The following is a 12,030-nucleotide window of genomic DNA, read 5'->3' on the forward strand; positions in this document are numbered from 1 at the left end:
CAAAAAGGGGACCCCGGCCAGATGCTGGCGGAGTCCCCTTTTTATAAAATAATAAAAACTCAGCCTCTGGCCTTGCCGCGCTGGTTCTCCCCATGCAGCGGAATAACATCCACGAACGGGGCGATCCGGTCCATCAGCCTCTGGCCCTTGTAGGCTTCTTCGCCGTCCTTGCTAGTGATGCTGAGATGCTTCTCCAGCCCGTCCAGCGGATAATTCGAGGTGTAGAAGGTCGGCTTGCGGTTCATCCGGTAGTTCAGGATCGCTCCGAGGACATGGTCACGCGCCCAGGGATTGAGATTCTCGGCTCCGATGTCATCGAAGATAAGCAGATCACAGTTCTTCATCGTATCGACCATTTCCTTCAGCTTCTGGTTGTCCATCATGATCAGCTTCAGTTCCTCGATGAAATCCGGCATATAGACAATCACGCCGCTGTAGCCCGAGATAGCCAGCTCATGGAGCAGATAGCACATCAGGAAGGTTTTGCCGGTGCCGAAGCTGCCCTGCAGATAAATGCCCCGCGAAGTCAGGCCCTCTGCCCGCACAGCTCCTATATAGTCAAATATCTTGTTCACAGCTGAGGCCCGCCGGGGGTCCTTGCCCATAATATCCATCTCATCATATCCGCCGTTCAGCACCCGCTCATCCACATAGAAGCTGCGAATCCGCTTGCGGACATTATCCTGATTATCCTGCGCAATCTTCAGCTTACACGGTGTCTTGCGTTCATATAGATCCGTTACACCGTTCACCGTCTCCACCGACAGCTTGCTGTAATGCCCCTGGAAATCATTCGGACAATTCGCCAAGCCGGGACAGTTCTTACAATGCCGGTCCTCCTCGACATATTGGTACAGACGGCTCAAGTGCAGCCGCAGCCGGGACTCGTCCAGCTCGGGGTGCTCAGCCTGAAGCTCCTTGACCAGGGGATGATTCAGCAGGGTCTGCTCCAGGTCACGGGAGCGCTGGCGCAGAGCAGGGTTGTTCATCGAACGCAGCACTTCGCCCATAGACTCCATCGCTGCACCTCACTTTCTTCAGGGCGTTCTCAGAACGCCTTTTTTCTTGCTGGCCTTGATCTCGGCCGCTTTCTTCATCATCGCCGCGAATTCCTCTTCCGATACGGTTCCGGCGCTGCCGTCATCAAGCACAATCGGAATCTCCTGCTTGCCGGACCGCCCGCCGCTCTTCGCATAAGAACGCTGACGGGTTCCCGCGGTGCCTGTGCTTGAGGAGGCGGAAGCCGCCCCCTTGCCCTTCACCTTCGACTGGTCGCGGATATAGCGCACAGCCTTCTCGTAAGTATTCACCTGCTTCACCAGCATATTGGAGGCAATCGCCTCCACGAAGTTGCGGTTCATCCGCTGATCGCCGCCGGAAGCCACCATCGTCATCAGATAATGGATCAGCACATTGATCACTTCGCCGCTGAGCTTATAGTTCAGATCAATCTTCTCGAAGATATCCATCAGCTGGCCCGGAACCGCCCCCGGGAAGAATGTCTGTAACAGCCGTGTATAAGGCTCGTTGCGCAGCATCATATTATATTGGTGAATGTCACATTTGGACAGAAATTGCGGAGGCACTTCTACATAGAACTCCATTTCGACAGCCTGCTCCACCGGCACTGCAGAAGGATCACTCTCTTCCTCAGCGGCGGAGCGCAGCGACACCACCTTGGCGGCGGCGATCTCTCTTTTCTCCTGGCGCTTCCTATCCTGACGGAAATGCTGGCTCGCCTTGTATTGCAGCGTATCCAGAATCACCTCTCCGTCCGGCGTGAAGACATCATCCTCATCCAGCAGGCGGCATACATCCTGCGGGCCAAGCTCGTATTTGCGGGCCACATAATTAATGACACCCATCTGATTATGGTCAAAACGCAGCTTCTCGACATGCGCACGGTTCACCGATTCACGCGGGAAGCGCAGGATAATATCGCTGTAGGCTATATTCGAATCAGCGTCTTGGGTGGTGCCGGGTTGACGCACGGAAGCTACCTCGGCCAGGGCCTGCTCCAGCTCATAGTCGATTACATGGGTATTCAGCTCAAAAATATCATAAAAGGGCAGTGAAATATTCTCTTTTCCCATCGACCGCCCGCTCCATTCCTCGGGTTCCCGGTGCCAGAACTGCTCACGCAGCGACAGCACAGCGAACTTGCCGATCTTATCCCGGAGCAACAGCGTCAGATGCTGGGTTGCAAAAAAATCAGCCGGCGACAGCGGCGGCATTAATTCGTACTCGTACATATAATCATCGTTCTCCGCGGCATACAGCCGGCAGGTCTGCAGCAGTCCCACCGCTTCCAGCCGGGAAGCCTGATCTACCATATATTTACGGCCCTTCTCGTTAGGTTCAACGCCCAGGGTCATAAAGAGCCTGCGCTGCTGCTCCACCCCGGAATAACCGATAGATTCAGCCGGAATATGCTCGAACAGCAATCTGTACAGGCTGATGGCGAACGCGCCTACCATTGGCTGATAGACTGAGCCCAGCATACGGCCGTCCAGCTGGCTTAGACCAAATTCGCGGGAAACGCAGTACCGATGATGTTCAGTGAAATGATGCAGGTTGCTCATACGCATCTGCGGATACCTCCCCCTCTTCTATACGATATACGAATTCATATAGATTTCTATTCTATCACAAAACACCCGGCCGGAAATGTAAAATAAAGATGAATCCTTGTTCTTTTTGGCGGAAAAAGCCAAGTGGAAACGACTTTACCGTCCTTTTAAGGGCGGTACCGTTTCAGCGAGAAATAGAAGGATAATTTATAGCGTGGAACATATAAATTCTAATATTTCAGAAAAAAAACGGCTTCTCCCCGGCAGGAGATTAGCCGTTTCTTGTTGTACCGCCCTTCAGGCAGCGTTTAGAACATCTTGTATCCGCCCAGCCGCAGCTTCTGAATGGTCCAGCCGCTCAGCACCGCTCCGGCAAGACCAGCGATCCCGGTAAGATAATCCACGATGTGGAAGGTAGAGAGGTGCTCCCATAGTGACATCGCGCTCCGGTCCCAGATGGAATAGACCACCACCGGAAGAATGACAATGACGAACAGATAGGCAGGGAACCAGGTAGTCTTCATCAGCATGTTAAGAATGAAGCCAATGCCGAACATCATCACAAAGAATAAAACGGCCAGAACAAACACCGGAATAAATCCCATCGTACCGCCATCCCCTCTCTCTATAAAGAACCGCACACCCAAGCTTATATAATAGTAAGTTTACTAGAAAAAATGTAGCGAAGCAATGAACATTATCGCGCTAAATACCGGAATAAGCGTGAATGGGGGCCCCGGCGTTTGCTCTCTGCCGCCCGCTGCGCTACAATGCAAATAGCACCCGACCTATGTTCATACATAATTAAGGTATGCGGACAAAGAAGATTTTACGCGAGGATATTCCACCGATAATTGATAAGGAGTGAACAACTTGAACGAAGCCGCTTTGACACTGGAAGGCTGGTATGCGCTGCATGACTTCCGCTCGCTGAACTGGACAGCCTGGACGGCAGCAGATGATGAGGAACGGGCAGTTGCCCTGGAGGAACTGCATGCCTTCATGCAGGAGTGGGGACCTGTCGAGGAAGCGAAGGAAGGCAGCACTGCCGTCTATTCCATCGTGGGCCAGAAGGCTGATTTCGTGATGATGTTTCTAAGAGAGAGTCTGGAGGCGCTGAATGCGCTGGAGACCGCTTTTAACAAAATTGCCTTTGCCCAATATACAACGAAGGCCTACTCCTACGTAAGCATCGTTGAACTCAGTAACTACGCAGCAGGAGGAAGCGCCGGAGACGGCAGCGACCCGATGCAGAACCCGCATGTGGCTGCCCGGCTGAAGCCTGTACTGCCGCAAATGAAGCATATCTGCTTCTACCCGATGAACAAGAAGCGCGAGCTTGCCGACAACTGGTACATGCTGGATATGGAGAAACGCCGGGAGCTGATGTATTCGCACGGCCTGATCGGCCGCAGCTATGCCGGCAAGGTGAAGCAGATTATCACCGGCTCCGTCGGCTTCGATGACTGGGAGTGGGGCGTAACGCTGTTCGCCGAGGATGCCCTGCAGTTCAAGAAGCTCGTCTACGAGATGCGCTTCGATGAAGTCAGCGCCCGTTACGGCGAGTTCGGCCCCTTCTATGTCGGCACCCTGTTGACTGAGGAATCGTTCGAGGAGATGCTGAAGCTGTAACAGCATCAACGCAAATAGACCGCCCCCCTCTAGCAAAGGTATGCGGTCTATTTGTCGTATCCTGTTTGTCCGAGGCCTACCGCCCATCCTCGTCCGCTTCATCCTCATCCCGCAGGCTCTCCAGATATTCCGCTGTCGCCTGGTCGCGGGCGCGGCTCTTCTCCTTCAGGCGCTCGATGGCCGGGAGGATCAGCAGGTCGATCTCCTTCTGAACAGGGTAGGCCAGATCGTACCGGGTCTGATCCTCCAGATAAGAGCCTACCTCAATCAGAGCATTATAGCGGTCCAGCTCCTCGCGCGTCAACAGTCCGCGTACTTGCACGCTGCAGTGGCGCATCTTAGAGGAATCTTCCTTTTTTGAGGACGAGCGGAATGCCGCCGATGATGAGCAGGTAGCGCATATCGACAACCTTCTTCAGCTGCGCTGCCTTCCAGCCTTTGTATGTCTTCTCGCCGACTACGGCAATTCCCTGGCCCTTGCCCAGTGAAGCTACGGTCCCCTTGTTGCTGAAGGCGAATTTCTTCGGCTGCTGGCTGCGGATGGCCGCTACGAGATTATGCGCACAGCATTCTCCCTGCTGCATAGCAATCTGTGCCGTTGGCGGGTATGGACGCCCTTCCGGATTAATCATGAGGGAGCCGTCACCAATGATGAAGATGTTCTCATGTCCCGGAGCCCGCAGATATTCGTCTACCTTCACCCGTCCGCGCATCGCTTCGAAGCCGGCAGCTTCAATCAGACGGTTCCCGCGGATACCGCCGGTCCATACGATGGTGGAAGCTTTGATCTCTTCACCCGTGGCCAGAATCACACCGCCAGGCAGGCATTCCTTGATTGCTACGCCCATCTTGAAGGTTACGCCCTTCTTGGTGAGCACGGTCATGGCGTGCTCCACCAGCTCAGGCGCAAACCCGGGCAGTGCCGTAGGCGCAGCTTCTATATTATAGATGTTGACCATGCTTGGATCGACATCAAATTCTTTGCACAGCGCGGGAATCCGGTCTGCCAGCTCCGCTACAAATTCAATCCCGCTGAAGCCCGCACCGCCAATGACGAAGTTGATGTGCTCCTGTGCATTATTCTCATTCTTGTATTTGGCGAACTGGTACTGGATATGCTCCCGGATCAGCCGCACAGAGTTGATGCTGCGGATGGTCAGCGCATATTTGTCGAGTCCCGGAATCCCGAACGTTTCAGGCTCACCACCAAGGGCAATCACGAGGTAATCATACGAGAGCGTTCCATCCTCCAGAATAACCTTCTTCTGCTGGGTGCGAATCTCCTGCACCGAGGATTTGACAAGATCGATCTTGAACTCATCGATTAATTTGGAGATAGATACGCGTGTATGCTCGATGCTGTCCGTGCCCGCTGCAGGCATATGCAGATGGGTCGTGAAATAGTGATATTCATGGCGGTTAACCAGGGTTACATCGGCTTCATTATAATTCAAAGCTTTCTGCAGCCGCTGGGCGGTCAAAATCCCTCCATATCCCGCGCCTAGAATAACGATTTTGGGAATACTGCTCATGTTCCGGCTCCTTCCAACAGGTGAATCTGTCTATGTGTTATTTTTTGTTAAAAAATCAGGTTTCTTTTGTGAATTTATACACTTAAATTCAGAAGAATTTCCAATAAAACTTAAAGGATTTCTAAAATAACCATATCCATTGTAAACCTTAGTATCGTTTTAATCAAATATAATCATACAACAAAATGTCACATTTTTCATTGAAATCAAAGGCTTTGCAGGCAGGTGAGACTATGTTTATAATGAGTAGGTACGCTTGTATGGCAAATTGAAACTATCAACTCGGAGGTGTAATATTACGTGACATTAGAGCAAACCGTTCCTATGAGCGATCTGCTGATTATAGGCGGAGGACCAGCCGGTATGTTTGCCGCTTTTTATGGCGGTATGCGCCAGGCTTCAGTAACACTTATTGAGAGTATGCCCCAACTTGGAGGGCAGCTTGCCGCTCTGTATCCTGAGAAATATATTTACGATGTCGCCGGCTTCCCCAAAATTACTGCACAGGAGCTGGTGGATAACCTGTCCCGGCAGATGGAGCTGTTCCAGTCCGATATCCGTCTGGAGGAGAAGGTCGTATCGGTTGTGAAGCAGGATGAACGCCATTTCATTGTCACCACCGACAAGGCAGAATATCACTCCAAAGCTATCATCATCACGGCAGGCGTAGGCGCATTCGAACCGCGGCGTCTGGAGGTTGCGGATGCACAGCGCTTCGAGAAAGCCAACCTGCATTACTTCGTAAGCGATCTGAATGCTTATAAAGATAAGAAAGTACTGATCAGCGGCGGCGGCGATTCCGCTGTAGACTGGGCGCTGATGCTGGAGCCGATCGCTGAGCAGGTAACCCTGATTCACCGCCGCGATAAATTCCGTGCACATGAGCACAGTGTAGAGAATCTGATGGCCTCTAAGGTAAATGTAATTACACCATCCGAGATTACGGAGCTGCACGGTGAAGAATTCATTACCAAGGTCACCTTGTCCCATATCAAGACCAAGGAAACTCAGGAAATCGAAGTGGATAGCGTTATTGTCAATTTCGGCTTTGTCTCCTCCCTGGGACCGATTGCCGAGTGGGGAATCGACATTGAGGGCAACTCCATTGTGGTTGACTCCCGCATGGAGACCAGCATTCCGGGAATCTTCGCCGCTGGCGATATCACGACCTATCCGGGCAAGCTGAAGCTGATCGCTGTCGGATTCGGAGAAGCGCCTACAGCAGTGAATAACGCCAAGGTGTATATTGATCCCGATGCGAAGCTGTCTCCAGGACACAGCAGTAATCTTAAGCTCTAGGTTGTCTATAACCTTATAGCCATAATAAAAGGGTATCCTTTCAGGTTGATTCCACCTCAACTTGAAAAGATACCCTATTCCTTGATGCTTGCGGTTTGATGAAGTACGATGCTGCAGGATGTGCTCTGATCTTTAATGAAGAACCGCATGGTCTGGAGAGTGTAAGTTCCGTTTGCGAATTTCAGCGAGAAGTAGGGCGATGAAATCATGCTCCAAATGCAGCTCTATCGCTCTGTGATAAGAGTCAAGCAGCATCTCATCCGACAATTCAACCATAACGTTCACCTACCTTTCCTTTATTTGGATCTGAATCTATCATAGCAAACTATCATTTTTCGAACAAGCGTTCTCATTATCCACAAGCTGCTGTGGAAATCCTGTGTATAATATGTGAGTAAGGGTTATAATGTCAGGAATTGCACAGTGGACTATGGGGATAACAGTTATACACAGGGCTGAAACCTGACATCTCCACACAAAAACTTTTTTAGAATGTTCATAATTGGCTGGGATATTTCTTGTTGTATTACCTCTGAATCTGAACAACTAAACGCAATATTAGCCTATTACTGTATTTATCGTCAAATATAAAAATTTTATTAATTATTTTGGTCTTGTATTTACTTCCAGAATCCAAATCTTCCCCCGATGATCTACGGCATAGTCGAAGCCCAGTTCACCGATCCCCGGAAAATGCCGCTCCAGCAGCTCGGTGCAGACTAAAGTCAGCCTGCGCATCTCCGCCTTTTTGGATGAGGTCCCCACTCTTGGCAGTGATCTTCGCAATCCCTGGCGGCAGCTTAGCATCGTCCCCCCTTTGCAGAGATTCGTAACGAACAATCCCGGCCGGGCTACTCTCCCTACCATAGAGCGAAACTCCCAGTGCTCGCCGTTCTTCACCACCTTGACCCGGTAATCAATCGGTCGCCCGGAGATCCGTGCAAGGGAGATACCCTGCTGGATCAAATATTTCCGTTTCACCTTGAATCTGTCCAGTGCCTGGCGCATGGAAGTGAAGTCTCCATAGATACGTGTGCTCTTCATATACGTGAAGCCGTACCCCCTCTGATCCCGGAACACCTTGATGACACCATAGCCTCCTCCGCCTACAACCGGCTTGATGACAACATTGCCGTATCTTTCAAGCATCGCGGACAATCCGGCAGCACTATATTCCCGCGTTCTCGGAATGTAACCGGCAACCCGTGAATCGCTAAGCAGCGCCGCCGTCTTCAGCAGCTTGCTTGCCAGTTCTCTCCCCGCCATTATTTGCCCTCTCCTTTCGCATTCCCAGCCTACCCTATAGATTACTCACCAAAGGCCGTGCCCTCCTGTATGATTGTCCGTGGTATCGCAGTCCACAGCAAAAAAGGGCATATGGCTGCGGGGCCTTATGTCCCTGATTCATTTGACTGGAAAATCATTAAAATTCGTTGTATTATTGCCTGAAAGGGAGGGTTTCCTAATGGCAGAGTTTTTTGAAATCCTGTATTGGTTTGCGATGATTGGCATGTCTGTTGTACTGGCAGGAACGACAATACTCGTCTGTGCGCTTGGCTTCAAATTCATCAAAGACCGGCGCAGAGTGCTCGGTGCCGGCTGCATCGCCTTTTCCCTGGGGGCCTCCGCCCTGATCGTGTTCATGATTAACCTGAAATTTATTATCCCTGCCTGAAGCTTGTTCCCGGCAGCAGTGGCCCAGGAAGCGTATCGCCTAACTCCTGCTGCCACTGCTGCCTTCGGGTCGGAACTCTTAAGCGTCCATTCTTACATGATTCATAGATTCGCTCCGTTACATTATTCTATGAAAACTGCAGCAGGCTGGCCTGTGCGGACAGACTGCTTCATTCGCTGAGCAGGTTCCGGCCCATTCCTCACTTTTTCGCTCCCTCCCTCTCCTGCAAGACAATCCAATCTTTGAAATTTCCGTTCAGACAACAACTTTTTCACTTTATATCCGTAATATGTATGTGCAATAAATTGGAAGACCAAATATTTTGAAAAAGGAGATTCTATTGTGTCGAAACCTGTGTACGGAAAACAAGCAGCTTCGGTTCAAGCTAAGGACAAGCTTTCAGGAGCAGCTTGGACGCTTTGCGCTGCGTTCCTGCTGTTTTTTGGCTGGGCTGCTTTTCAAATCGGATTGTTCAACGGAATGACGGCGGAGTTCGAGAAGCCCATTTATGTTGCCGCATTATTAAGCTGTCTGCTCCTGCTGGCCGCTGCCGTCCTCTATTTCAGAACCTTCCGGCTTGAGGGACAGCGTGACCTGCTCACCCTAGCGGCTCTACTGCTTCCCTTAACCTATGCGCTGTCGTTATTCGGCGCTGCTTCCCGGTATATGGCGATGAACATGCTGTTCACCCAGTTCACCTATGCCGCAGTCTTCATCGTCAGCATCCTTCTGCTCCGGCAAAAGCGGCTGAATTCCGTCATCCAGCATGGAGTGCTTGCCCTCGCTTACCTGATCGTCGGCTTTGGACTGCTCAACTGGCTCGGAAGCTGGAAGCTGGCCGGCAGCCTGGTGGGCTGGTTCTCAAAGACTGTAATTAACGGCCAGTATAATGCTGCCGTCATGACCGACTCGAACGGCCTGCGCCTGACCTCTATTTTTCAGTATGCCAATACATATGCAGCCTTCCTGATGGCTTTTCTGTTCGTGGCCGTATTCGCGCTGATCCGCTCCCGGAAGCGGGCCGGACAGCTGCTGCACGGCTTCATGCTGGTGCCAATCATCGTCTCGCTGCTGCTTACCTTATCCCGTGGCGGACTGGTGCTGCTGCCGGTGGTCTTCATCCTCCTGCTGCTCTTCCTGAAGCCTGTGCAGCAGATTCTGTGGATTGTCCATCTCGCCATTGCCGGCCTATTCTCTCTGCTGATTACCAGCCCGGTCACGAGACTTGGCCTGGAGCTGAATGTGGAGTTCAACTCCTCTGCTGCCCTTAAGGGCTGGGGGTACCTGCTGGGAGCATCCGCTTGTGCGGCTGTGCTCTGCCTGGTGGTCCAGCGTTACCTGGCGCCTTGGCTGAGCCGCAAGCTCGGCGGACTGGAAGTCCGCCGGATGAGCGGATTATGGATTCCTGCCGTGTCGGTGGCTGGCGTCGCGATCATCGCCTTCCTGTTCATTGGCACCAGTGCGCGTAATATTCTCCCGGCGAATATCGGAACACGGCTGGAGAATATCAACTTCAGGCAGCACAGTGTCCTGGAGCGTTTTACCTTTTACAAGGATGCCCTGAAGGTCGTCAAGGATTATCCGGTACTGGGCGCGGGCGGCGGCGGCTGGGCCACACTCTATGAGCATTATCAGAACAACCCTTATCTGAGCCGCCAGGTGCATAACTTCTTCCTGCAATATCTGATTGAAGTGGGCATTGTAGGCTTCCTGGTGTTCATGGGCTTCATCCTGTTTATCTTCTACAAATTCAGCAGGGAGTACCTGAAACGGGAGACCGATGACTATAACAACGGATTCTTCTATCTAATTATCGCCTTGTCCATTCTGGTGCACAGCCTGCTGGATTTCAACCTCAGTTTTGCATTCATGGGTATGCTCGTATTCCTCGCTCTGGGGGGAATGGCTGTGGCCATGGAGAGCAAGCCGCTCCGTCTTCAGTGGAACAAGCTGTGGATCAGAGCAGGCTATTTCGCAGTACTCGGAATCGGCACGGGCTATTTGCTCTTCCTGTCACTAAATTACATTCGTTCAAGCAGTGAAGCTAATGCAGCCAAGAAGCTGATCCAAGTAAGCCAGTCCTATGAGGAGATCAAGGCCCCTTTGATAAAAGCACTCCACATCCGCCCATACCTCACGGAATCGGCTATATACCTGTCCATGCTGGACCAGAAAGTGTATGAGCAGACGAAGAACGAGCAGTTCCTGGACGAGGCCTATGCGGTATTGACCCGTGCGCTGAAGAATGAGCCGTCTAACAAAGAGCTGCTGACCCAGCTCGCAAGCTACTATGACCTGAAAGGCGAGAGTGATGCGGCCTATCATGTCTATTTGGACAACGCAGACAAGTTCATGTGGGATATTAACTGGTATGCCGGTCTGATCAGCCGGGCCTCCCTCCTTGGACTGCAAGCTTACTCCAAGCAGGATGAAGCCGGACAACAGACGTATTTCGCTTCCGCACTCTCCGCCTACACACATGTAACGGACGGTATTGCGCATCTGAAGAGTCTTCCTCCAGAGCAGTTTCAGGGCCGAGAATTCTTCGTCACGCCTGCGATTGGCCTGAACGTAGGGAGAGTACACCTCCTGTCGGGGGACAAGGATGCGGCTGACGCGGCTGTGAAGCAGGGCTTCGTGAACGGATACGAGGATCTGACAGACAGCGGAAGCCTGTGGACGACCGCCTGGTACAGCGGAGTCATTGCCCGGTCCCAGGAGCTGGGTGCCGCAGCCCTGAAGCGGTCGCAGGAAGCTGCGACTGAGGGCAAGCTGGAGATCAAGGACCAGGAGACGCTTAACAAGCAGCGGTATTTCAAAACCGGCTTGGATGCTTATACCTACGCCGTCGCAGACCGGGATGCACAGCAGCAGGGAGTCACAGTGACACCGGAACTGCTGCTGAACACCGGGAAGATCCAATACATGTCGCAGGACATGCAGGCCGCAGAATCCACACTGAAGCAAGGCCTCAGTGAAGATTACAACAACCCTGTTAACCGGGAGGTTGCCCGCTGGCTTCTGGCCGTTCAGCAACGGATGCAGAGCGCTCAGGATCAGGCGGTCTATCAGAAGCTGATCACCGCTGATCCCGAAGAAGCGGTAAGAATCAATGAGATAGCGGGTATGCTGCTGTAACCGCACAGTATCACTTATCCCTCAAATCACAGCAAAGAGCGCCTGCCTGCGGCAGTGCGCTCTTTGCTGTGTGGGGCCGTGCCGCCGTCATCCATGTATAAACCAAGTGTCATTAACTCATATCCTCGCTCATTCGTCCAATATATGGAAGGTTGTGAAGGATTGATTATAGCTGTACTTTTCA

General features: G+C 52.0%; 11 protein-coding genes. 4 read left to right on the forward strand and 7 right to left on the reverse strand.

The features are described from left to right. Positions 1-59 precede the first annotated feature (59 nt). From dnaI to MKZ07_RS17305, 3 genes are all read right to left on the reverse strand, one after another. The gene (gene dnaI / locus MKZ07_RS17295; protein ID WP_036701624.1) at positions 60-1,019 is read right to left on the reverse strand and encodes a primosomal protein DnaI; all 960 of its coding nucleotides are present in this window, start codon (positions 1,017-1,019) and stop codon (positions 60-62) included. Positions 1,020-1,037: 18 nt separating this feature from the next. Further along, positions 1,038-2,588 (reverse strand): helicase DnaB, encoded by a 1,551-nt coding sequence (locus MKZ07_RS17300; RefSeq protein WP_341026761.1) that lies wholly within the window; start codon positions 2,586-2,588, stop codon positions 1,038-1,040. A 290-nt stretch (positions 2,589-2,878) separates the two neighbouring features. Then, positions 2,879-3,175, reverse strand: a complete 297-nt coding sequence (locus MKZ07_RS17305) for a YuiB family protein (protein WP_025707684.1) — start codon at positions 3,173-3,175, stop codon at positions 2,879-2,881. A 268-nt stretch (positions 3,176-3,443) separates the two neighbouring features. Here MKZ07_RS17305 and hemQ point away from each other — a divergent pair, with 268 nt between their 5' ends. Continuing rightward, positions 3,444-4,202, forward strand: coding sequence for a hydrogen peroxide-dependent heme synthase (gene hemQ, locus MKZ07_RS17310; RefSeq protein ID WP_341026763.1), 759 nt, complete (start codon positions 3,444-3,446; stop codon positions 4,200-4,202). Between the two features lie 76 nt (positions 4,203-4,278). On the opposite strand, the gene MKZ07_RS17315 is transcribed toward hemQ, so the two are convergent. Both MKZ07_RS17315 and MKZ07_RS17320 read right to left on the reverse strand, forming a co-directional pair. Further along, positions 4,279-4,539, reverse strand: a complete 261-nt coding sequence (locus MKZ07_RS17315; RefSeq protein WP_036701635.1) for a hypothetical protein — start codon at positions 4,537-4,539, stop codon at positions 4,279-4,281. Between the two features lies 1 nt (position 4,540). Next, a complete protein-coding gene (locus MKZ07_RS17320; protein ID WP_036701637.1) occupies positions 4,541-5,734 on the reverse strand; it encodes an NAD(P)/FAD-dependent oxidoreductase in 1,194 nt (397 codons plus the stop codon). A gap of 324 nt (positions 5,735-6,058) precedes the next feature. Between MKZ07_RS17320 and MKZ07_RS17325 the strand changes: the two genes are divergently transcribed. Next, a complete protein-coding gene (locus MKZ07_RS17325; protein WP_036701639.1) occupies positions 6,059-7,033 on the forward strand; it encodes an NAD(P)/FAD-dependent oxidoreductase in 975 nt (324 codons plus the stop codon). Positions 7,034-7,165: 132 nt separating this feature from the next. Here MKZ07_RS17325 and MKZ07_RS17330 read toward each other — a convergent pair whose 3' ends face one another. Next, positions 7,166-7,309 (reverse strand): sporulation histidine kinase inhibitor Sda, encoded by a 144-nt coding sequence (locus MKZ07_RS17330; protein WP_036721967.1) that lies wholly within the window; start codon positions 7,307-7,309, stop codon positions 7,166-7,168. Positions 7,310-7,636: 327 nt separating this feature from the next. Beyond that, positions 7,637-8,299, reverse strand: coding sequence for a YheC/YheD family protein (locus MKZ07_RS17335; protein WP_341026767.1), 663 nt, complete (start codon positions 8,297-8,299; stop codon positions 7,637-7,639). Between the two features lie 199 nt (positions 8,300-8,498). On the opposite strand from MKZ07_RS17335, the gene MKZ07_RS17340 reads away from it, so the two are divergent. Then, entirely contained in the window at positions 8,499-8,708 is a 210-nt protein-coding gene (locus tag MKZ07_RS17340; protein ID WP_036701644.1) for a hypothetical protein, read from the forward strand. A gap of 342 nt (positions 8,709-9,050) precedes the next feature. After that, complete coding sequence (locus MKZ07_RS17345) at positions 9,051-11,846, forward strand: O-antigen ligase family protein (protein WP_341026770.1); 2,796 nt, start codon at positions 9,051-9,053, stop codon at positions 11,844-11,846. The last annotated feature ends 184 nt before the right edge of the window (positions 11,847-12,030 follow it).

The organism is Paenibacillus sp. FSL P4-0338, from assembly GCF_038002365.1.
In the GTDB taxonomy this organism is placed as follows: domain Bacteria; phylum Bacillota; class Bacilli; order Paenibacillales; family Paenibacillaceae; genus Paenibacillus_AQ.

Bases quoted from the DNA above. Each gene is read 5' to 3' on its own strand.
- dnaI (WP_036701624.1), bottom strand. From the start codon at position 1,019: ATGGAGTCTATGGGCGAAGTGCTGCGTTCGATGAACAACCCTGCTCTG.
- MKZ07_RS17300 (WP_341026761.1), bottom strand. From the start codon at position 2,588: ATGCGTATGAGCAACCTGCATCATTTCACTGAACATCATCGGTACTGC.
- MKZ07_RS17305 (WP_025707684.1), bottom strand. From the start codon at position 3,175: ATGGGATTTATTCCGGTGTTTGTTCTGGCCGTTTTATTCTTTGTGATG.
- MKZ07_RS17315 (WP_036701635.1), bottom strand. From the start codon at position 4,539: ATGCGCCACTGCAGCGTGCAAGTACGCGGACTGTTGACGCGCGAGGAG.
- MKZ07_RS17320 (WP_036701637.1), bottom strand. From the start codon at position 5,734: ATGAGCAGTATTCCCAAAATCGTTATTCTAGGCGCGGGATATGGAGGG.
- MKZ07_RS17325 (WP_036701639.1), top strand. From the start codon at position 6,059: ATGAGCGATCTGCTGATTATAGGCGGAGGACCAGCCGGTATGTTTGCC.
- MKZ07_RS17330 (WP_036721967.1), bottom strand. From the start codon at position 7,309: ATGGTTGAATTGTCGGATGAGATGCTGCTTGACTCTTATCACAGAGCG.
- MKZ07_RS17335 (WP_341026767.1), bottom strand. From the start codon at position 8,299: ATGGCGGGGAGAGAACTGGCAAGCAAGCTGCTGAAGACGGCGGCGCTG.
- MKZ07_RS17340 (WP_036701644.1), top strand. From the start codon at position 8,499: ATGGCAGAGTTTTTTGAAATCCTGTATTGGTTTGCGATGATTGGCATG.